This is a genomic window from Kitasatospora sp. NPDC059973, from assembly GCF_042737525.1.
GTDB lineage: Bacteria > Actinomycetota > Actinomycetes > Streptomycetales > Streptomycetaceae > Kitasatospora.
Window position 1 is genome coordinate 1 of the sequence record NZ_JBHWUI010000161.1, and the last position, 18,506, is coordinate 18,506.

The window sequence follows — 18,506 nt, forward strand, 5'->3', positions numbered from 1 at the left end:
GGACGTCGGACCGGCCGACGCACCGCGCCCCGCCGCCGTTATGCCACGGCCTGGCCGCGCCAGCGCCGGTAGGCCGGTTCGAGTCCGGAGAGGATGGTGTCGAAGCGGCGCGTGCTGGTGGTGGAGTCGACCTGGAGCCGGCTGATCTGCAGCGGGTGGTCGGGAAGACGCGGGCCCAGGCGGTGGTCGGAGAGGAACCCGAGCCGGTACCCCAGCTCCTGGAGGACGGTTTCGGCGCGCGGGTCGTGCCCTCCGTCGGGGTAGGCGAAGGCGGTCGGCGGCTCGCCCAGCCAGCGGGTGAGCGCCTCGTGCGCCCCGGTGATCTCGGCCCGGACGGTGACGTCGTCGCAGCGTCCGAGACAGGGATGCCCCTGGGTGTGGTTGCCGATGGCGACGCCGCCCGCGCGCAGGGCGATCAGGTCGGCCGGGGTGAGCTGTTCCTGCCGGGGCGGTCGCCGGTCCGCGCTGACCCGCAGTTCCTGGAGGCTGCGCCGCCGGTCGGGGTCGGGCATGGCCTTGAGCCGGCGCAGCACCTGGGAGGGGTGCCCGCAGTCCAGCGAGCGGGCGCGCCCGCCGTGCCGGGCCAGGAAGTCGGCCTCGTGCCACCAGAACGGCTTCTCCGTGCCGATCAGCTCGGAGATGACGAAGGCGGCGGCCGGGATGCCCCGGTCGTTGAGCGCCGGCAGGGCGTGCGTGAGCACGCTGCGGTCGGCGTCGTCGAAGGTGACCAGGACACTGCGGGCGGGCAGCGGCCGCCGCTCGGCGACGGCCTGCTGGACGGCCGCCAGCGAGACGGGGGTGGCGAGTCTTCGGAGCCGGTCGAGCTGGGCGCCGAAGGACCGCGGATCGGTCACGCCGTGGTAGGCGAGCACGGCGAGCCGCTGCGCGGCCCGGGCCCGGAACAGCGGTTGGACGGGGGCGAAGCGCAACCAGTCGCCCCGCTCCTCGGGCCGGTCGGCCGCGGTCGGCGCGGCGTGCCGGCGGGCGGCCTGCCGTCCGCGCGGCAGCGGTTGGGGGACCGCCGCGACCGCGGGGGCCGCCGCCGGCCGGCCCGGTGCGGGCGGCGCGGTCACGGACTGCGTGGTCATCGGTGGTGCGGCCGCCGAGTGCCCGGTGGCCCGTCGCCGAGCGGCCGGCTGCCCGGCGGCCGCCTGCGGCAACGAGCGCACGTGGGCGCTCGGCAGGGTGCTGATGACGGACCCGATCCGGGCCATGGAGGTCGACGTCGTGGACTTGGACTGCGGCACGGTTCCCCCTCGGTCGCCGGTGCGGCGTGGCGGTACCGCCGGAGGTTGGAGCCCGGCCTCCGACTCCAGGGCACGGCGGCTCCGCCCCCTGGTGTTCTCCGGTCCTCGGCGGGGACTCCCAACCCGCACCGCGGACGGCTCCTGGATCGCTCAATGTAGTGGAGACAGATGTGCCCGGTGGATGGTTGTACCGGACAGCCGAGGAATTTTCGCGGGCCGAAAACAGGCGCCTCCGGGCGTACGCCGGAGCAGCGACGGCGCCCGTGACCGGGCGAGAGCCGGTTGCGGAGAGTAGTCGATATATCGCTTCCTGCGGGCTGCCTCCCGGGCCGCTCCGGGGTACCTTGGCCTCATGGCAGATGCGGAACGTGATCATTTGCACCCTCATGGGGCGACCAGGATGGCCCGCGTGTGGAGCGGTGGCGCGCTGGTCACCCACCAGCTCCCGCTGGCCGTGGTCGGTCTGGCCTGTCTGGCGCTCGGCATCGTGGTCGCCGTGGCGGTTCCGGACAGTGACGGCCCCGCGTGGGCGATGGCCGTGGCCGGCTGCCTCGCGGCCGGGGTGCTGCTGCTCGGCCGGATCGCGTTCGCCCTGCTCCGGTACCGGCGCGGCGCCACCCTCTGAGGCACCGGCCCACGGACCCGCGCCGTCCTCGGCGCAGGCCCGGCCTCGGGAGGCGGCGGGCGGCGCCTCCCGGGCCGCCCGGCCGGTGGCCCGGGTCCGTGCCCCGGGTCCGTGGCCCCGCCGCGCGGCCCGTGACCGTCCTGACCGGCCCGTGAGCCGCCCCGGCCGCCACCGGCCGTCACCTGAACGGGCGATCGAGCCCGACCGGTCGGATCGGCCGGTTTCGGCCCATCTGCCTATGCCTTCTCGCTTCTTTCACAATTCCGGGCCATCAGCCCCACAGTTCCCCCTACTGTGATGTCCGTCCGGCAGCCAACTGCGCCGGATGCGAGGCCACTTGACGGCGCCGGGGAGGGCGCCGCAGAGGGGGGAGCAATGAGCGGCACCGCCGCGCCCGGAGCACCCGAGGCGGCCGGACCGGCCGGAGGCATCCGCACCAGGGTCAAACGCCAGCTGGCCCGCAGGGTCGGGGCCCGGCCCGGCGAGGGCGCCACCGTCCTGATCTACCACCGCGTCGGCGGCGACAGCCCCGACGAGCTCGACGTCGGCACCGCCGACTTCACCGCCCAGGCCGACCTGCTCGCCGAGCTGCCGCCGGGCCGGGTGGTCTCCCTCGACGAGGCCGTGGACCGGATCGAGGCCGGCCGCCGCACCCCCGCCACCGTACTCACCTTCGACGACGGCTTCGCCGACGTGTACGACAACGCCTGGCCGCTGCTGCGCGACCGCGCCCTTCCGTTCACCGTCTACCTCGCCAGCGGCCACGTCGGCGGTGAGATGCGCTGGGAGGGGTCGACCGCCAGGACCACGGGCGCCCCCGCGCTCAGCTGGGAGCAGCTGCGCGAGATGACCGCCTCCGGCCTGTGCACGGTCGCCAACCACACCCGCAGCCACGCCCGCCCCGAGCTGCTCACCACCGCCGAGCTGGACGCCTGCAACGACGACGTCGAGCAGCACCTCGGTGTCCGCCCCCGGCACTACGCCTACACCTGGGGCGTCCCGGTGCCCCACATGGAGCCGGCCCTGCGCGCCCGGTTCCGTACCGCCGCCACCGGCGAGGTCGGCCGCAACGCGCCCGGCGTCGACCCGGTCCGGCTGCGCCGGGTGCCCGTCCGCCGTACCGACCCGATCGACTTCTTCCGCGCCAAGCTCTACGGCCGGCTGATCCCCGAGCGCGCCTACGCCCGGATCGTCGCCACCGCGAAGGCGGTGGGCGCCCGTGCCTGACCCCACCCCGATACCCGCCACCGCGGCCGCCGGACCCGCCCCGCGGCTGCGCGGCCCCGGCGGCCGGCCGCTGCGCGTCGCCCACCTCACCACCGTCGACATGAGCCTGCACCTCCTGCTCGCCACCGAACTCAAGGTGGACCTGGAGGCCGGCTTCGACACGTACGGCATCAGCGCGCCCGGCCCGTACGTGTCCGAGATCGAGGCGATCGGCGTCCGGCACGAGCCGCTGCACGCCCTGACCCGGTCCTGGCGGCCGCGCGCCGACGCCGCCGCCGCCCGCGAGCTGCTCGCCGTGCTCGACCGGCTGCGACCCGACGTCCTGCACACCCACAACCCCAAGACCGGCGTCCTCGGCCGTGTCCTCGGGCGGCTGGCCCGGGTCCCGGTCGTCGTCAACACCTGCCACGGCCTCTGGGCGCAGGCCCACGACCCGCTCGCCAAGCGGGCGTTCGTCCTCGGCGCGGAGGCCTTCGCCGCCCGCTTCTCGCACGCCGAGCTGTACCAGAACGGCGAGGACCGCCGCGCCCTGGCCCGGGCCGTCCCGGGCCGCCGCTCACGGGTCGTGGGCAACGGCGTGGACCTCAGCCGTTTCGCGACCGCCCCCGGCGACCGGGCCCGCGCCAGGGCCGGGCTGCGCGCCGAACTCGGCGTCGGCCCGGACGAACTGCTGGTCGGCGGCGTCGGCCGCAGGGTCGCCGAGAAGGGCATCCGCGAGTACGCGGAAGCGGCCCGCGCGCTGGCCGGCAAGGCCCGGTTCGTCTGGATCGGCCCCGACGACCCGGACAAGCCCGACGCCCACGGCGCCGAGTCCGGCGTCGAGTTCCCCGGCCCGCGCGGCGACATGCCCGCGGTGTACGCGGCCCTCGACGTCTTCGTCCTCCCCTCCTACCGGGAGGGGTTCTCCCGCTCCGCCATGGAGGCCGCCGCCGGCGGCCTGCCGATGGTGCTCAGCGACATCCGCGGCTGCCGCGAGATCGGCACCCACGACGAGCACCTGCTCCTCGCCCCGCCCGGGGACGCCCGGGCCCTCACCAGCGCGCTGGACCGGCTCCTCACCGAACCCGGCCTGCGCGAACGGCTCGGCGCCGCGGCACGGCGCCGCGCCACGGCGCACTTCGACCAGCGCGCCGTCGCCGGGGTCTCGCTGGAGACCTACGCGGCCGTCGCCCGCGCCAAGGCACTGCCCTGGACGGTCGACTGAACCCACGCACTCCCACCAGACCGCATCAGGGGGAAGGACCGTCATGAAGCGAGGGGGGGACCTCGCGGTCACCGTCCTGGCCGGGATCGTCGCGATTCCGCTGGGCCTGCTGATCGCCCTGCTGATCCGCTGCACGACGGGCGGACCGGCGCTCTTCCGCCAGACCAGGACCGGATGGCACGGGAAGGAGTTCGAGATCCTCAAGTTCCGCACCATGCGGGACAAACGCTTTCCCGAGGAGCCGGACGCGCCCCGGATCACCTGGCTCGGTGACCTGCTCCGCAAGACCAGCCTGGACGAGCTGCCGCAGCTGTGGAACGTGGCCCGCGGCGAGATGGGCGTGATCGGGCCCCGGCCCACCCTGCCCGAACAGGTCGTCCACTACTCCCGCCGCCAGCGCGGCCGGCTCGACGTCCGGCCCGGCCTCACCGGCTGGGCCCAGGTCCGGGGCCGCAACTCCCTCACCTGGCCCGAGCGGATCGAACTCGACCTCTGGTACGTCGAGCACCGCTCGCTCCGGGTGGACCTGCGCATCCTCGCGCTCACCGTCGGCGTGCTGCTGCGCCCCAGCGGGATCACCGCCGCCGGCGGCGTCAACCCCGGCTTCCCGGCGCCCACCGAGCCGCTGACCGCCGGCCCGGCGGCCGCCGGCCACGAGAGCGCCGGCCACCAGCCCGTCTCCCACCACCCCGTCTCCCACCAGCCGGTCGGCTCCGCCGCCAGGCCCGCCGACCCCGCCGTCCGGCCGCTCACCGCGATCAGCCTGCCCCGGCAGGCCACCGCGCCCCGGCTGGCGCAGCCCGTCCGGACCGCCGTCGAGGAGGTGTCCTGATCCCCGAAGCGGGCAGGATGGCCGCCATGGCCACCGACCACCGAGCACTCTGGATCGCCGGCGCCGGGGGCGTCGGCCGCGAGGCGCTGGACACCGCCCTCGCGGCCGGCGTCCCGGTCGCCGGCTTCCTGGACGACCGCGGGCACGGCGGCACCGTCCGCGGCCTGCCCGTCCGCCGGCCCGACGACGTCCCGGCCGGCGCCCGCTACCTGGTCGGGATCGCCGCCCCGGCCGTCCGGCAGCGGCTCAGCGCGCTGCTGGAGGCCCGCGGCGCGCTGCCCGCCACCCTCGTCCACCCCCGGGCCCTGATCGCGCCCGACACCGAACTCGGCCCCGGCAGCCTGGTGATGGGGGGCGCGTACGTGTCGAGCAGCGTGCGCCTCGGCGCACACAGCCAGGTCCACTACAACGCGACGGTCGGCCACGACAGCGTGTTCGGCGAGCGGGTGACGGTCTATCCGGGCGGCAACGTCTCGGGCGCGGTGCTGCTCGCCGACGGCGCCACCGTCGGCAGCAACGCCGTGGTGCTGCAGGGGCGCCGGATCGGCGCCGACGCCTTCGTCGGCGCGGGCGCCGTGGTGACCAGGGACGTCCCGGCCGGTGAGGTGGTGGTCGGCTCCCCGGCCCGGCCGCTGCGCGGATAGCGGCCGGGCCGCCGGCCGTCCGGGTTCCCCGCCGACCCGCCCGGGTGGTGCCCGCCGAACCGGCGGACGGCGGCCCGCACGGGCGGCCGTCCGCGGGCGGCAGGCTCCCCTGCGCGCGGGCAACGCCCGGGTAGGGGCCCGGCGGTGGACTCCCCGGGTGCCTGCCGCGGTGCCGGATAGGGTGCGGGGCATGGCTATCCCCGCGTTCCTCGCCGAACTCCGCGCCGTGGTCGGCACCCGCCCGCTCTGGCTCAGTGCCGCCGTCTCGGTCGTCTTCGACGACGACGACCGGGTGCTGCTGATCCAGCGGGCCGACGACGGCCGCTGGGCCCTGCCCGGCGGCATCCTCGACCCCGGCGAGCAGCCCGCCGACGGCGCGGCGCGCGAGTGCCTGGAGGAGACCGGGGTGGTGGTCGTCCCCGAGGTGCTCGCCGGGGTCGATGTCTCGCCCGAAGTCCGCTACCCCAACGGCGACGTGACCCAGTACCTGGTCCTGGTCTTCCGCTGTCGCCCGGTGGGCGGTGAGGCCCGGGTCAACGACGACGAGTCGCTCGCGGTCGGCTGGTTCGCGCTCGACGCGCTGCCGCCGATGGTCGAGGCGGAGCACCGGGCGCTGCGCCAGGCCCGGGAGGGCCGGGGAGCGGCGTCCTTCCTGTGGGAGGGCGGGGAGCGTCCGTGACCGGCCCGATGGCCGATGTCCCCCTGCTGGACGGGCCGGTGGAGGTCCGCGGGGCCCTGCACCTGGAGCGCACCGGGTACGGCCTGCGGCCCTGGCGGCTGCCGGCCTGGACGGCCGCGCAGTTCCCGGACGAGGCGCTGCGCCGGGTGGCCCAGATGCCCTCCGGGGTCCGGCTGGCCTTCCGGACCGCGGCGACGGTGCTCGAACTCGCCCTCCGGACGCCGGCCGATCCCGTCCACCCCGGCGCGGTCGAGCTGGCGCTGGACGGCGTGCGGACCGACCGGGCCGCCCTGCCGGTGGCCGGCGGGCCCGCCGAACTGCGCTTCACCACCGCGCCGGTGACCTCGGCGCCGGGCGACGGCGCCACCGAGCGCGAGGTGGAGCTGTGGCTGCCGCAGTGGACCTCCGTCGAGCTGGTCGCGCTGCGCGCCGACGCGCCCGTGCTGGCGCCCCGCCCGAGCGGCCGCCGCCGCTGGCTGCACCACGGCAGCTCGGTCAGCCAGGCCCCGGAGGCCGATTCGGCCGCCGGTACCTGGCCGTGGATCGCCGCCGGCCGGGCCGGCGCGGACCTGCTGAACCTCTCGCTGGCCGGCAACGCCCACCTGGACCCGTTCACCGCCCGGACGGTGCGGGACCAGCCGGCCGACCTGATCAGCCTCAAGCTCGGCACCAACGTGCTGTCCGCCGCCTCGTTCCGGCGGCGGACCTTCGGACCGGCCGTGCACGGCTTCCTGGACACCGTCCGCGAGGGCCATCCGGACACCCCGCTGCTGCTGGTCTCGCCGCTGTTCAGCCCGCCGTTCGAAGGCACCCCCGGACCGGGCCGGTACGAGGAGACGCCCGGCGGGCCCCGGTTCGCCGCGACGGGCGACCCCGCGGACGTCCCGGCCGGGGCGCTCACCCTGGAGACGGTCCGCGCCGACCTGGCCCGGATCGCCGCCGTCCGGTCGGCCGGCGACCCGCACCTGCACCACCTGGACGGGCTCGCGCTGCTCGGACCGCGGGACACCGACGGGCTGGCCGACCTGCTGCACCCGAACCCGGCCGGGCACCGGCTGATCGGCGAGCGGTTCGCCGCGCTCGCCTTCGGCCCGGGCGGCGCCTTCGCCGAGGGCTGAGCACCTGGGGCTGAGCACCTGGGGCCGAGCGCCTGGCTGTGAGCGCCGGGCCGCGAGCACCGCACCGCCCCGGCCCCGCCCCGCGCGTCAGAGCGTGCGGAACCACTCCGCCGTACGCTCCAGCCCCTCGCGCAGCGCCACCGGCCGGACGTCCGGGAAGAGCTCGCGCAGCCGCGCGTTGTCGGCCTGCGAGTCCCGGACGTCGCCGGGCCGCGGGTCGGTGTGGGTCACCGCGACCGGCCGCCCCAGCACCGACTCCATCGTGCCGACCAGCTCCAGCAGCGACGTCCGGGTGCCGAAGGCCAGGTTGACCGGATCGGCGTGCACCACCCGGCGCAGCACCGCCTCGGTGATCACCTCGGTGACGGTGCCGACGTAGGTGAAGTCCCGGCTCTGGCCGCCGTCCCCGTGCACCGTCACCGGCCGCCCGGCCAGGGCCGCGTCCAGGAAGGCCGGTACCACGGCCGCGTAGGCGTGCCCGGCGGGCTGGAGCGGGCCGAAGACGTTGAAGAACCGCAGCGGCAGCACGCCCAGCCCGTAGCAGTGGTGGTAGGCGGCCAGATAGGACTCGGAGGCCAGCTTGCTGACCGCGTAGGGGCTCATCGGCGCGGTGCGCATGGTCTCGCGCTTGGGCAGCTCGCGGTTGGCGCCGTAGACCGAGGACGAGGAGGCGGCGGCCACGTACAGCCCGCCGGCCCGGCGGGCCGCCTCCAGCACCTCCAGGGTGCCGGTCGCGTTGGCGTGGTGGCTGGCCAGCGGGTCCGCGACGGAGCGCGGGACGGACGGCAGGGCGGCCAGGTGCACCACCGCGTCGGCGCCCGCGAAGGCCTCGTCCAGCAGGGCGGGGTCGAGGATGCTGCCTTCGTACAGGGCGGCGTCGACGCCGGCCAGGTTCGCCTTGTGGCCGGTGGACAGGTTGTCCACCACCCGGACCAGCTCCACCTCGGGGCGGGCCAGCAGGGCCCGGACCAGGTTGGCCCCGATGAATCCGGCTCCGCCGGTGACGACCACGCGCATGGCTGGGGCTCCCCCTCCGCACCCGCCCGGCCCGCCCGGCCCGGCCCTGTGCCGATGGTAGCCGGGCGGTCACCCGCGGTGGGGCGGAACGGCGAGAAGGGCCCAGCGGTCCCGGCCCGCTCAGTCCTTGCGCTGGCGGTACGCCTCCTCGGCCGCGTCCAGGACCGCGGCGAGGTCGCCGCCGGCGGTGGCCGTCGCGACCGCGGCCACCGCGCCCTCCACGAACGGTGCGTCGGCGAACCGGACCGGGAACGGCAGCCCGTGCTCGTCCGCGTCGGAGAGCAGGGCCCGGACGGTGGTCACCGCGCTGCCGAGGTCGGCGAGCATCACCACCCCGTGCCCCTGGTCGACCCGGCGGGTGGCGGCGGACACCAGGACGGCGCTGATGCCCGGACCGGAGTCCGGGTCGCCGCCGGTCGCGGCCACCGGGGAGGGGGAGTCGGTACCGGCCAGCGCGAGCGCCAGGGCGCGTACCGCGGCGGCCAGCTCCTGGCTGTGCGAGACCAGGACGACCCCGACCCGTCCGTGCAGGGGCGGCCGGCCGGGGGCCGACCGGGGCAGCGGGGTGCGCGCGGGCGGGGTGCGAGGCGCCGGGGGGTGGGCCGAGGGGGCCTCGGAGATGGGGATGACATCGGCGCTGGTGCCGTCCCGGCGGCTCATCGGCTGCTCCTGGGGGCGTCGGGGTGCGGGCCCTCCTCACTCTGGCAGCTCGGGCGCCGCCCGGCGGGGCGGGACACGCTCCGGACGGGGCGCCCGGCCCGATCGACGGACGCTTTCCGGCCGTGGGCCCTAGGGGTGTGTGCGCCGCGGCCAGATCCGACGCGACTTCGCCCCCATCCCCTAGCACAGCGCGGCGGCCCGCGGGGCCCGCCGGCGGAGCGCCGCCCCCGGTCGGGGGAGTCCTCGGCAACCCGCTGACCGGGGCGGCGGCGGTGACTAGGCTGGCCTCGAAAGCCGTCGGGAGGAGACCAGTAATGGCAGCCAATATCGGGACTGACGTGGAGTCGGCCGTGGGCACGGGCGTCGAGGTGCCCGCACCGTCGCCGGAGCTCGCGCCGAGCGGGAAGCCGAAGGTGGACTTCACCGGGGCGACCTGGCTGTGCAGCAGTCAGGGGGTCGGGGATGTCCAGATCGCGTTCGTGGACGGCTACATCGGCATGCGGGACGGCCGCCAGGAGGACGGGCCGGTCCTGGTGTTCACACCGGGCGAGTGGCGGGCCTTCGTGCTCGGCGCCCGGGACGGCGAGTTCGACCTCACCTGAGGCCTGCCCGGCCCGCCCGGCCTGCCCGACCCGCCTGATCGCCCGTCCTGGCCGCCGCGGACCGGCCGGGGAGCAGGGAGGGAAGTGCCGGAACGGGTCCCGTGAGGGGCCCGTTCCCATCTTGTGATCAGCCTTGAGCGTACCCGGTCATAAATTCTGTTGACTGTTAGACAAGCGCAGCTCAGAGTATGAGCACAGGCAGACGCCGTGCCCACCGCCCCCACGCGGCCAGACACGGCGCCTGCTGTGCAGCCCGGCAGTCACGCCGGACCTGCCTCCCAGTCATCCCCTGCGCACCGGGGGTGCGTTGGCCGGTCCCGGCCCACAAGGGGCCGGCAGTCGCCGGGAGGCTGACACCGCTGCCGAGAGCGACTCGACGTCGGTGCCGGGTGCTCGGGACCCGCACGCCCCCACGCGGCGGCGTCCCGAGCAGATCCGCGGGAGCGACGGGCCGGGGCCCCGCGGACCTTGCTTGTGTGGCTTCGAACTGCTGGCTTGTGTGCTGTGCTGTGTGCGACGACGAAGCTGGGTGCTCGGCGGATCGGCACGACGATGTGCACAGTGAGGGATACGCGTGTAGGGCCGCGTTGCGACATGCCGTCCCCCCGAAGGGTGAAACCCAGAACGGCTGTCGTGCTGAACCGAACGTAGCCCGGACGGTTGCTCAGAGTCAACATTGGTCTCTGAGCGTGGATCTCCGTCCAGCGCCCCACCCACCCCGCGAGAGTGGTGTGCCGGGCACGTACGATGTTCCCATGTCTTTTCTCCGCCGTCGCTCCGGACAGCCCACCGGCCCGGACTTCGACGTGCTCGCCATGGACCCGGGCGACTGGCCCGGCGACTTCGGCGCGGCCATGATGACCGGCCCGGACGGCTCCTGTCAGGGGATTTTCCTCCGCTACGACCTGTTCGGAGGCAGAGGCCCGGCGATGTTCATCGGCAACCTCCCCGAGGGCTCGCCGGCCCGCGAGACCGGGGACGAGGTGCCCTTCGAGGTCCGGCAGCTGCTCGCGGCGCTGGAGAACGAAGAACCGGTCGAGTTCGTCTCGGCGGAGGACTTCCCGGTGATGCTCGGGGACGACCTTCTGATCGTGAAGAAGGTCAAGGTCAGCGAGGGCCGGGTGTTCTGCTCGCAGTTCGGCCGCAGCGACGGCGTCCAGGTCACCATCGCCTCCTGGGACCGACCGATTTCGGACGACCTCTACCAGCTGCTCAAGCCGCTCCCGGCGGACATGTTCCAGCAGGGCTGACCGGCACTTCCGCGGCGGCGCGGCCGGGGCCGTTCCGCGCTCCGGGCACTGCTTGACGGTTTCGATCATCGCTTCGTACAGTCGCGAACATGTCGTGCCGTCTCCCGCTGCTGACCCGTCGCAGCTACCTGGACCTGCGGCGCACCGCAAGCGCGGCGTGTCCGGGCCACTGAGGGGGATTCGTCCCCGAGGCGGCGGGTGCCCGGCCGAGTGGCCGGCGCCGATCCGGGGGCGGGTATTGCGCTGACTTCCGGGGCCGTCCACCGGTACCGCGCGCCCGTCCGGCGTGCCGCCCGCACTTGCCGAGCCCACGCTGCCGCCCGGAGGCACCAGCACCATGACCACCACCGCTGCCGATCAGTCGCCCGTCGCCGCCGCCCTCGCCGGGCTGCCCCGGGTCGTGGACCTGCTGGCGGCCCGCGCCGAGGAACACGACCGCGACGCCACCTTCCCCTACCAGGGCATCGAGGCGGTGCACGAGGCCGGCCTGCTCACCCTCACCGTCGGACAGCGGTACGGCGGCCCCGGCGGCACGCTCGCTGACACCGTCCGGGTGCTCGCCCAACTCGGCAGGGGGGACGCCTCGGTGGCCGTGGTCACCGCCTTCACGCTGCTGCAGCACGCCGAGCAGGCCCGGGTGGCCGCCTGGCCGGCGGCCGGCTACCGGCGGCTGCTCACCGAGTCCCGCCGGGGGCCCGCCCTGGTCAACACCCTGCGCGCGGAGCCGGGCGGCCAGGGCGGCGCCCAGCCGGCCACGGTGGCCCGGCGGGACGGTGACGGCTGGCTGCTCAGTGGCCGAAAGACGTACTGCGCCGGTGCCGAGGCGCTGGCCTGGATGGCCGTCACCGCACGGACCGAGGAGCCGGTACCGCGGATCGGCACCTTCCTGGTGCGCGGGGACAGCGAGGGCATCGAGGTCGATCCGACCTGGGACCAGCTCGGCCTGCGGGCCAGCGCCAGCCACGACGTCGTCCTGGACGCCGTCCGGGTGCCGGGCGAACTCGCGCTCGGACTCACCGCCCCGAGGAGCAACGGCCCGAGGACCACCGGCCGGGCCGGCGGGCCCGCCCGCGCCGGAACCGCGCCGTCCGGTGCCGAGGCCAGGGGCGTCGAGGTCAGGGGCGCCGAGGCCGGCGGCATCGAGGACGCGGGTGCCGCGGCCGCGGTGCCCGCCGCCGAACTCACCCGCGCCTGGCACGATCTGGCCCTGTCCGCGGTCGCCCTCGGGGTCGCCCGCGCCGCCGAGCAGTGGCTGGTCCGCTTCCTCCACCAGCGCACTCCGGCCAACCTCACCGAGCCGCTCGGCAGCCTGCCCCGGTACCGCTGCGCGCTGGGCGAGATCGAGGCCCAGCTGATCGGCGCCGAGGAACTGGTCAACGGACTGGCACCGCGGGTGGACCGGGCCGAACCGGACGCCGTCGCCCGGACCGGTCCGGCGCAACTGCTCGCCACCCGGGCGGCGATAGCGGCCGTCCAGCAGGCGGTCTCGCTCACCGGCAACCCCGGCCTGAGCCGGCGTCACCCGCTGGAGCGCTATCTGCGGGACGTGCTCAGCAGCCGTGTCCACTTCGCCCCGGACGAGGCCGTCCTGGACGCCGCCGGCCGGGCCGCCCTGGAGCGCGGGCGACGCCTCTGACCGGCCGGGCCCGGCCGCGGCCCGAACGGCCCGGGCCCCGACCGCTCGCGCACGATCGGTCGGGGCCCGGGCCGTTCGCCCGGCTCAGCGGGTGCCGACGGCGGCGCGGACGGCCCGGCGGGCCAGCGCCGCGTCGTCGTACAGCCGGCGGATCATGATCCGCTGCTCCTCGCCGGCGCCGGGCACGTCGTACAGCCGGATCTCCCGCATCAGCACGAGCACCAGGTTCACCAGGAACGCGTCCCGGGCCAGTGTGCCGCCGCTCTGCGCGAGTTGGCTGATCTGCCGGCGGGCGGCGGTGTCCCCGGAGAGGACGCTCCAGAGCACGGCCAGGTCGTAGCCCGGCAGGTACCAGCCGGCCTGCTCCCAGTCGACCAGGACCGGCCCGGAGGGCGCCAGCAGCATGTTGCTGAGCAGGGCGTCGCCGTGACAGAGCTGGAGCGGGGCGTGGCTCAGGCCGTGCAGCAGGCCGCGCAGGTCGCCGGCGTCCCGGTCGGTGAGCTGTCCCACCGAGTGGTAGCGGGCGATCTCCACCTGGTAGTCCAGCCGTGGCTGGAAGACGTCGGTCGGCGGCCGCCACAGGTTGAGCGTGCGGACCGCGCCGAGCAGCGCCCGCACCTCGCCCGGGGTCGGCGCGTTGGCGGGGTGGCGCTCCCGGGCGGCGGGCCGGCCGGGCACGCGCTCCATGACGAGCACGCAGCGGTCGTGGTCGGCCGCGACCAGCCGGGGCAGCCGCACCGGCGGGCGGTGCCGGACGAAGGCGCGGTAGACCGCGACCTCGTGGTGGAAGTCGGCCACCAGCTGCTCGAAGTACTCGCTCCGCACCGCCTGCGGGGCCAGGCACTTGGCGACCACCGGGGCGCGCCCGATGGTGCCCGCCACCAGGATGTGGCGGCTGCCCTCGCGCAGCACCTGGCGCGGGGTGAAGGCGGGGCATATCCGGGCGACACCCGCCAGCGCGGCTCGTACGGCCGGGGTCTGCAGCGCCGCCGGGTCGATCCGCTCGGGGGCACCGGGCTGACCGGGCCGCATCGGCGGGCGGAGCATCCGGCCGTCGCCGGGCCGGACGGCCGGCATCCGGGCGCCCGGCGGCAGGACGGACTCGGGGGCGCGCAGCCCCAGCGCCGTCCGGGCGGCCTGGCCCCGCGCGTCCGTGGTCCGGCCGTCGGCGCCGCGCGGCACCGCGGGGCGGCTCGGCGGCAGCTGCTTCGGACCGGGACGGCCGGCGGCCGCGCCCGGGGGGCGCAGCGCGGTGCGGGTCGCGGTCGGCGTGGGGGAGGTCGCGGAGGAGTACATGGGGTGAGGGTGGTCCCTTTCTGTCCGTCGGCGGGTGCGCCCCGCGGTGCGGGGAGGGCCGGTGCCGCGTGCTTGCTGGCGTGACGGCGGCCCTGTCTCGGTGCGGTGGGTGGAGCGCGGGCGCCGGGCACGGACGCGGGGGCCGGAGCCCCTTGCTTCGGCGGTGACCCGGCCGTTCCGCACCCTGGGGAATGCGGACGACCGGACTGCCGTGGCCGTGCCCGGCGCCCCCGCGCCACCCGGCCGCGCCACCCCCTCGGGTGAGGACCGGGGACGCCCCGTGACACGGTCGGGGGAGCACCCCCCACCTGCCCGGGGCGCCGCCCGACCCGAGGGGCGAGGTGGCGCACCTCTACATCACACCCGGACGGCACTGGTTAGTAATGTGGCGGACCCTGGCGAAGCCTGGCGAATGCTCGCCTGGCACATGACGGAGCATCTAGCCTGAACCAGCCGAGGAACCTGGGGGCTTCACGTGAGCAGGGGACCCAACACCCGACTCGCCGATCTGTTCGTCCTGGCCGGATGGTCGAAGGGCGAGCTCGCACGGCTGGTCAACCGGCGTGGTGCGGCCATGGGAGAGCAGCAGCTGTCCACCGACACCTCGCGGGTCCGGCGCTGGATCGAGCACGGAGAGATCCCGCGCGATCCGGTGCCGAGGGTACTGGCGTCCGTGTTCACGGAGCGGCTCGGCCGTGTCGTCACCATTGAGGACCTCGGTCTGGAACGACACCGGCCCACCAGGACCGGAGCGGCGCAGTCCGCAGCACATCCATGGGAGCCGGATCGTACGGCCGCGGTCCTCACCGAGTTCACGGGAATGGACCTCATGCTCAACCGACGTGGATTGGTGGGTGCGGGCGCCGCGCTCACGGCCGGGGCGGTCATCGCCGACACTCTCAAGGGCTGGCTGGGCGGGGACGCCGTCGCGTACGCGGCCGCCGCGCCGGGCCCCCGACAGGTGGTCACCCAGGGCGGGGCCCGCCCGGTGGTGGACGTGTACGACGCGGGCCCGGTCGGGCTCGACGAGGTGGAGGCACTGGAGCGCTCGGTCCAGGTGTTCCGCGCCTGGGACGCGGCGCGCGGCGGCGGCCTCCAGCGCAAGGCGGTGGTGGGACAGCTCAACGAGGTGGGCGGGCTGCTGACGCACCGCCACGGCCAGGCCGTGGAGCAGCGGCTCTGGCTGGTCGCGGCCAACCTCGCGGTGCTGGCCGGCTGGATGTCGCACGACGTCGGCCTGGAGTCGACCGCGCAGAAGTACTTCATGATCGCCGCCGAGTCGGCCAAGGAGGCCGGCGACCGCCCCCGGGCCGGTGAGGCGATCTCCCGGGCCGCCCGCCAGATGGTGCACCTGGGCCGCGCCGACGACGCGATCGACCTGATGGCCGCGGCCCGGGCGAGCGGCGGCCGGGTGCTGCCCAGAACCCGGGCGATGCTGAACACCGTGGAGGCCTGGGCGCACGCCTCGGTCGGGCACTCGCAGGACACCCGGCGGCTGCTCGGCGAGGCCGAGGACCTCTTCGCCGAGGACGTGTCCGAGCCGCCGCCCTCCTGGATGCAGCTCTTCGACGAGGCCGAGCTGCGCGGGATGCAGGCGCTGGTGCTGCGCACCCTGGCCGAGCACGACCTGACGGCCGCCCCGGAGGCGCGCCGCCAGGCCGAGCGGGTGATCAAGCTGCGCGAGGGCACCGGTCAGCTGCGTTCGGCGCTGTTCGACCGGATCACGCTCGCCTCGGTGCACTGGCTCAGCGGGGAGCCCGACGCGGCGGAGCTCCAGGCCAAGATGGTGATGAACCTGATCGGCCAGAACTCCTCGCACCGCACCTGGGACCGGTTGCGCGAGATGTACCGGCTGACCGCCCGCTACCGGGGGCTGCCGGTGGTGGACGAGCTGCGGGTGGAGCTCGGGCGGGAGTTGCGGCAGGCGGACGCCAAGAACCGGCCCAGGTTCGCCTGAGCCGGTCGCGGTCCGTCCGAGCCGCCGGGTGCTCCGGGCGTTCGGGGCTGTGAGCCGCCCGGAGCTGTGAGCCGTCCGGAGGTGTGAGCCGCCCGGGGCTGTGAGCCGTCCGGGGCCCGGCGTCGGCCGGGGGCGGCCTGCGTCAGTCGGGGTCGGCGGGGCGCAGCAGCATCCGCAGCGCCGTCACGGTGCCGTCGTTCCCGAGGACCGGCTCGCCCGCGCACTCCACCGTGGTGCGCTCACCGTCGGGGTGGCTGACCTGGAGGGTGCCGAAGGCGTGGCGGCCGTGCACCAGGGCGTCGGTCATCATCCGGCGCAGCTGCGGCCGGTCCGCCTCGGCGAGCCGGTCGGGCAGCCGGTCGAGGCTGAGCGGTCCGTGCCCCGGGTCGCAGCCGAGCAGCCGGTACACCTCGGCGGACCACCGGACGTCGTCGGTGAGGAGGTCCCACTCGGCGGAGCCGACCACGGGACCGGAGTGCGCCTGCGTCGTGCCGTCCACTCTGCCGCCCACCGACCCGTCGTCCGCCCCGGTGTCCGTCCGTCGGGCATCGCCGCGGCGGGCGGCCCGGCGGGCGGCAGTGGCAGGCATGCTCATGGCGATTCCATCGGGTCGAGGCCGGCGCCGGGCCGGCGGAGAGGGAGGTGGGGAGGGTGGCCGCGGGGTGGCCGTGAGGTGGGAAGCTGTCAAGCAGTGAGAAGACTGTCGCACAGCGGAGTCACCCTCGTGGGGGATTTGAGCAGATCCCTGGCAAAATTCCCCCGGCATATGCCACTGCGGCAGGGGGGTCGATCGCCCTGTGTGCGGCGAGGTGCCCGAGGCGGTAACCTTCGGTGATTCCGGCGCCCGGGCGCCCACCGCAGTACCGACCACCGACCCCGGCGACGGAAATCCCGTTGCCACTACGACCGCCGCAACGGATGCTGACCTCATGTTCGAGCCAGTGATAGCACCCAGTGCCAGCCTCCTCGGCCTCCTTCAGCGAGGCCGCGGTGACGGGCAGCTCCACGCGCTGGCCGCCGACCGTACCGACGCCATCGCCGCGCTCCAGGAGTGCGTCACCAGGGACCCGAGAGCCGACTGGCAGGTCGAGAACCGCTCCCTCTACTACGCGCGCCTCTACATGGAACTGGAGGCGCCGCTCGACGGCATCGAGGACCACCTCCACGACCCGGAGGACCTCCTCGACGACGACGAGTACCGCACCGGTCTCGCCCTGTCCGTCCTGGGCCACCTCGCCGCGTACGGCCGGCGCGACGCGCTGCTGATGCTGCGCGAGTACGCCGCCACCGGCACCAACTGGGCCTGGGCGCTGGACGAGCTCGCGCTGCGCGACGACGACCGCGGCCTGCTGCTGCTCGGTACCGCGGTGCTGGACCGGTTCCCGCCGGGCCCCGAGGGCGACGCCGAGCTGCGTGAGTTCATCCGCGGCGCGTACGAGCCACGGCCGTGGCGGCTCTGGGCGGCCTACCACCCGCGGGTCGCGGCGGCGAGCGAGCAGTCCCCGTTCGACCTCTGGCAGCGCCAGGTGAACCGCACCGGCGTGACCCCGGGCTGGTCCACCGCCGACGTGCTCGTCTGGGCCGACCAGGGCGAGCTCGGCGGCCTCGGCGCCGCCGCCTTCGCCGGCCGGCCCGACCGCCCGGAGCCCGCTCGCGACGGCGGTGATCCCGCCGGCCCCGATGCCGTGGACCGCAGGGCCGCCGCCGCCGCCCGCTGCCTGGCCGCCGTGGTCCGCCCCGAGGACCGCCCCGCCGTGCTGGAGGCCGCGCGGAACGGACTGCCCGGTGCCCGCCGGGCCGCCCTGCGCTACCTGGTCGACCAGCGGGACCCGGCCGCCGCCGGCCTGATCGAGGCCGCCGCCGCCGATGTCGACGACCGGACGGTGCGCGCCGCCCTGGAACTGATCGGCCGGATGCGCGGCCCCGAGGCGCTGGCCCACGCCCGCCGCTGGGCCGACCCGGCCACCGGCGGCGCGGACAGCGCCCTCGGCGAGGCCGCCGTCCAACTGCTCGCCGACGCCGGGGAGCCCGGCGACGCGGCGCTCGTGGTGGCCGGGCTGCGCCGCTGGATCTCGGTCCGCGGGGTCGGCGGCCCCGGGCTCGGGTCGCTGGTCGACGGTGCGGGGCGGCTTGCCGCCGCCGAGGCCGTCCCCGTCCTGCGCCACATCTACGGCGAGGCCGCCTCCTCCGAGCTGCGCGGCCGGGCCGCCCGCGCGCTCGCCGCGACCGACGTGGCCTTTCCCGAGGGCCCGGCCGTCGAGTGCCTCTGGGACTGCGAGGAATCCACCCGTGAGCTCGCCGCGAGGCACGTCGCCACCACCGGCGACGCCCGCGTGCTGGAGCGCCTGCGCCGCCTCGCGGCCGACCCGGCCGAGGAGGCCGAGGTCCACGCCGCCGTGCGCGGCCGGCTGACCGCCGCCCGCGAGCGAAGTCGGTAGGACCCCCGACACCACACCCGGGGCGACACCCCGATCCCGGGTACGACGAAGCGGGCCGGGCACCAGATCTGGTG

The 18,506-nt window shown here is 75.8% G+C and carries 17 protein-coding genes; 12 read left to right on the top strand and 5 right to left on the bottom strand.

The window, feature by feature from the left end; all coding sequences use genetic code 11:
• Positions 1 to 38 precede the first annotated feature (38 nt).
• Complete coding sequence (locus ACFWA9_RS31525; protein WP_380391629.1) at positions 39 to 1,247, bottom strand: polysaccharide deacetylase family protein; 1,209 nt, start codon at positions 1,245 to 1,247, stop codon at positions 39 to 41.
• A gap of 400 nt (positions 1,248 to 1,647) precedes the next feature.
• On the opposite strand from ACFWA9_RS31525, the gene ACFWA9_RS31530 reads away from it, so the two are divergent.
• The 7 genes from ACFWA9_RS31530 to ACFWA9_RS31560 all read left to right on the top strand — a co-directional run bounded on the left by ACFWA9_RS31530 (position 1,648) and on the right by ACFWA9_RS31560 (position 7,576).
• Entirely contained in the window at positions 1,648 to 1,872 is a 225-nt protein-coding gene (locus ACFWA9_RS31530; protein WP_329490825.1) for a hypothetical protein, read from the top strand.
• Positions 1,873 to 2,247: 375 nt separating this feature from the next.
• Positions 2,248 to 3,099, top strand: coding sequence for a polysaccharide deacetylase family protein (locus ACFWA9_RS31535; protein WP_380391631.1), 852 nt, complete (start codon positions 2,248 to 2,250; stop codon positions 3,097 to 3,099).
• Entirely contained in the window at positions 3,092 to 4,303 is a 1,212-nt protein-coding gene (locus ACFWA9_RS31540; RefSeq protein WP_380391634.1) for a glycosyltransferase, read from the top strand. Before ACFWA9_RS31535 ends, ACFWA9_RS31540 begins: the two co-directional genes overlap by 8 nt.
• A 43-nt stretch (positions 4,304 to 4,346) precedes the next feature.
• Complete coding sequence (locus ACFWA9_RS31545; protein WP_380391636.1) at positions 4,347 to 5,135, top strand: sugar transferase; 789 nt, start codon at positions 4,347 to 4,349, stop codon at positions 5,133 to 5,135.
• Positions 5,136 to 5,161: 26 nt separating this feature from the next.
• Positions 5,162 to 5,779, top strand: a complete 618-nt coding sequence (locus tag ACFWA9_RS31550) for an acetyltransferase (RefSeq protein ID WP_380391639.1) — start codon at positions 5,162 to 5,164, stop codon at positions 5,777 to 5,779.
• Between the two features lie 190 nt (positions 5,780 to 5,969).
• Positions 5,970 to 6,458 carry an NUDIX domain-containing protein gene (locus tag ACFWA9_RS31555; protein WP_352294320.1) on the top strand — a complete coding sequence of 163 codons (489 nt, stop codon included), beginning with the start codon at positions 5,970 to 5,972 and terminating at the stop codon, positions 6,456 to 6,458.
• A gap of 8 nt (positions 6,459 to 6,466) precedes the next feature.
• Positions 6,467 to 7,576, top strand: coding sequence for a GDSL-type esterase/lipase family protein (locus ACFWA9_RS31560; RefSeq protein ID WP_380391650.1), 1,110 nt, complete (start codon positions 6,467 to 6,469; stop codon positions 7,574 to 7,576).
• 87 nt (positions 7,577 to 7,663) lie between these two features.
• Here ACFWA9_RS31560 and ACFWA9_RS31565 read toward each other — a convergent pair whose 3' ends face one another.
• Both ACFWA9_RS31565 and ACFWA9_RS31570 read right to left on the bottom strand, forming a co-directional pair.
• Positions 7,664 to 8,593: an NAD-dependent epimerase/dehydratase family protein gene (locus ACFWA9_RS31565; RefSeq protein ID WP_380391641.1), complete on the bottom strand. Its 930-nt coding sequence runs from the start codon at positions 8,591 to 8,593 to the stop codon at positions 7,664 to 7,666.
• A gap of 120 nt (positions 8,594 to 8,713) precedes the next feature.
• Positions 8,714 to 9,253 carry a PTS fructose transporter subunit IIA gene (locus ACFWA9_RS31570; protein ID WP_329490833.1) on the bottom strand — a complete coding sequence of 180 codons (540 nt, stop codon included), beginning with the start codon at positions 9,251 to 9,253 and terminating at the stop codon, positions 8,714 to 8,716.
• A gap of 314 nt (positions 9,254 to 9,567) precedes the next feature.
• Here ACFWA9_RS31570 and ACFWA9_RS31575 point away from each other — a divergent pair, with 314 nt between their 5' ends.
• The 3 genes from ACFWA9_RS31575 (at position 9,568) to ACFWA9_RS31585 (ending at position 12,741) form a co-directional block, all read left to right on the top strand.
• A complete protein-coding gene (locus tag ACFWA9_RS31575; protein ID WP_352295047.1) occupies positions 9,568 to 9,855 on the top strand; it encodes a DUF397 domain-containing protein in 288 nt (95 codons plus the stop codon).
• A gap of 755 nt (positions 9,856 to 10,610) precedes the next feature.
• Positions 10,611 to 11,105 (top strand): hypothetical protein, encoded by a 495-nt coding sequence (locus ACFWA9_RS31580; RefSeq protein ID WP_329490835.1) that lies wholly within the window; start codon positions 10,611 to 10,613, stop codon positions 11,103 to 11,105.
• 337 nt (positions 11,106 to 11,442) lie between these two features.
• Entirely contained in the window at positions 11,443 to 12,741 is a 1,299-nt protein-coding gene (locus ACFWA9_RS31585; protein WP_380391644.1) for an acyl-CoA dehydrogenase family protein, read from the top strand.
• Between the two features lie 84 nt (positions 12,742 to 12,825).
• Here ACFWA9_RS31585 and ACFWA9_RS31590 read toward each other — a convergent pair whose 3' ends face one another.
• The gene (locus tag ACFWA9_RS31590) at positions 12,826 to 13,818 is read right to left on the bottom strand and encodes an aminoglycoside phosphotransferase family protein (RefSeq protein ID WP_380391653.1); all 993 of its coding nucleotides are present in this window, start codon (positions 13,816 to 13,818) and stop codon (positions 12,826 to 12,828) included.
• 694 nt (positions 13,819 to 14,512) lie between these two features.
• Between ACFWA9_RS31590 and ACFWA9_RS31595 the strand changes: the two genes are divergently transcribed.
• On the top strand, positions 14,513 to 15,994 hold the full coding sequence (locus tag ACFWA9_RS31595; RefSeq protein ID WP_329490838.1) for a hypothetical protein: 1,482 nt from the start codon (positions 14,513 to 14,515) through the stop codon (positions 15,992 to 15,994).
• 142 nt (positions 15,995 to 16,136) lie between these two features.
• Here ACFWA9_RS31595 and ACFWA9_RS31600 read toward each other — a convergent pair whose 3' ends face one another.
• Entirely contained in the window at positions 16,137 to 16,583 is a 447-nt protein-coding gene (locus ACFWA9_RS31600; protein ID WP_380391647.1) for a PAS domain-containing protein, read from the bottom strand.
• A gap of 340 nt (positions 16,584 to 16,923) precedes the next feature.
• Between ACFWA9_RS31600 and ACFWA9_RS31605 the strand changes: the two genes are divergently transcribed.
• Positions 16,924 to 18,432 (top strand): HEAT repeat domain-containing protein, encoded by a 1,509-nt coding sequence (locus ACFWA9_RS31605; protein ID WP_352295055.1) that lies wholly within the window; start codon positions 16,924 to 16,926, stop codon positions 18,430 to 18,432.
• Positions 18,433 to 18,506 lie beyond the last annotated feature (74 nt).

Coding starts and splice junctions, on each gene's coding strand:
- ACFWA9_RS31530 (WP_329490825.1), top strand. CDS start 1,648: ATGGCCCGCGTGTGGAGCGGTGGCGCGCTGGTCACCCACCAGCTCCCG.
- ACFWA9_RS31535 (WP_380391631.1), top strand. CDS start 2,248: ATGAGCGGCACCGCCGCGCCCGGAGCACCCGAGGCGGCCGGACCGGCC.
- ACFWA9_RS31545 (WP_380391636.1), top strand. CDS start 4,347: ATGAAGCGAGGGGGGGACCTCGCGGTCACCGTCCTGGCCGGGATCGTC.
- ACFWA9_RS31550 (WP_380391639.1), top strand. CDS start 5,162: ATGGCCACCGACCACCGAGCACTCTGGATCGCCGGCGCCGGGGGCGTC.
- ACFWA9_RS31555 (WP_352294320.1), top strand. CDS start 5,970: ATGGCTATCCCCGCGTTCCTCGCCGAACTCCGCGCCGTGGTCGGCACC.
- ACFWA9_RS31560 (WP_380391650.1), top strand. CDS start 6,467: ATGGCCGATGTCCCCCTGCTGGACGGGCCGGTGGAGGTCCGCGGGGCC.
- ACFWA9_RS31565 (WP_380391641.1), bottom strand. CDS start 8,593: ATGCGCGTGGTCGTCACCGGCGGAGCCGGATTCATCGGGGCCAACCTG.
- ACFWA9_RS31570 (WP_329490833.1), bottom strand. CDS start 9,253: ATGAGCCGCCGGGACGGCACCAGCGCCGATGTCATCCCCATCTCCGAG.
- ACFWA9_RS31575 (WP_352295047.1), top strand. CDS start 9,568: ATGGCAGCCAATATCGGGACTGACGTGGAGTCGGCCGTGGGCACGGGC.
- ACFWA9_RS31580 (WP_329490835.1), top strand. CDS start 10,611: ATGTCTTTTCTCCGCCGTCGCTCCGGACAGCCCACCGGCCCGGACTTC.
- ACFWA9_RS31585 (WP_380391644.1), top strand. CDS start 11,443: ATGACCACCACCGCTGCCGATCAGTCGCCCGTCGCCGCCGCCCTCGCC.
- ACFWA9_RS31590 (WP_380391653.1), bottom strand. CDS start 13,818: ATGCCGGCCGTCCGGCCCGGCGACGGCCGGATGCTCCGCCCGCCGATG.
- ACFWA9_RS31600 (WP_380391647.1), bottom strand. CDS start 16,583: ATGCCTGCCACTGCCGCCCGCCGGGCCGCCCGCCGCGGCGATGCCCGA.
- ACFWA9_RS31605 (WP_352295055.1), top strand. CDS start 16,924: ATGTTCGAGCCAGTGATAGCACCCAGTGCCAGCCTCCTCGGCCTCCTT.